The following is a 1007-nucleotide window of genomic DNA, read 5'->3' as shown; positions in this document are numbered from 1 at the left end:
TCTTCAGTATCGCAAAGAAGCTTTCCATCGGTGCATTGTCCCAGCAATTGCCTTTACGCGACATACTCTTCACTATGCCGTGTTCCGCCAACGTACGGCGGTAGGCTTCCGTACGGTACAGTACACCCTGATCGGAATGCAGCAGCACTTTATCTGCCTTTGTCAGTTTACAGACCGCATCATTCAGCATTCTTTCCACCATCTCGCTGTTCGGGCGGCGACTCATCGAATAAGCGACGATTTCGCGGTTAAATACATCCAATATCGGTGACAGATACAGTTTACCGTTACTGCACTTGAATTCGGTGGCATCCGTCAGCCATTTCTCATTGGGTTTTTCCGCTTCAAACCGGCGGTTCAGAATATTATCCGACGGTTCGCCCATTGCCGGGTGGCGGTAGGCTTTTTTCGGACGCACTTTGGCTTTCAATTGCAGCAGTTTCATCAAACGGGCAACCTTTTTCTTATTCCATGACAAAGTGGCGGCAATCCGCCTATGCCCGTAACGCCCTTTGTGGCGGGCATAAACTTCGGCAACGGCGGCTTTGTCCTGTTCGTCCGGGTCGGGGCGGCCGTGATGGTAATAAAAGCTGCTTTTGGGCAGAGCGGCACTGTGCAGCAGGTATTTAAGCGGATGTTTTGCCCTCAGCGCTTGGACGGCTTCGCTTTTTTGGCGGCCGCTTCTTTTTGCCTGAGGGCTTTTAATTCCTTTAGATAGTCGTTCTCCGCCCGCATATAGCGCAACTCTTCAATCAGTTCCGCCTGTGTTTTTTCGTGGTCGGGTTTATCGACGATAAAGGGGTTTTTACGTTTGATGATCATAATGGCCTGCGGATGCTCCAGTGCACGAATGCCGTCTTGGTTGTATGCGGCTATCCAGCGGCGTAAATGGGTACGGGAAATATTAAAGTGATCGGCGGTACGCTGTTGGCTGCGTACGCGCTGATAATATTGTACGGCTTGGTATTTAAAGTCTAATGTATATTTGCTCATAAGAAAACTGCACC

At 50.0% G+C, this 1007-nt stretch carries 2 protein-coding genes; both read right to left on the bottom strand.

What is annotated here, in order from left to right:
- Nucleotides 1-619: IS3 family transposase (locus NXS09_RS10765; protein ID WP_259292512.1), on the bottom strand; the 619-nt coding region annotated here is incomplete at its 3' end.
- A 26-nt stretch (nucleotides 620-645) separates the two neighbouring features.
- The coding region (locus NXS09_RS10760) for a helix-turn-helix domain-containing protein (RefSeq protein WP_259292511.1) at nucleotides 646-1007 on the bottom strand (362 nt) is incomplete at its 5' end.

It is taken from the genome of Neisseria montereyensis (genome assembly GCF_024834045.1).
GTDB lineage: Bacteria > Pseudomonadota > Gammaproteobacteria > Burkholderiales > Neisseriaceae > Neisseria > Neisseria montereyensis.
This window is presented reverse-complemented; position numbering and strand designations above follow the sequence as displayed.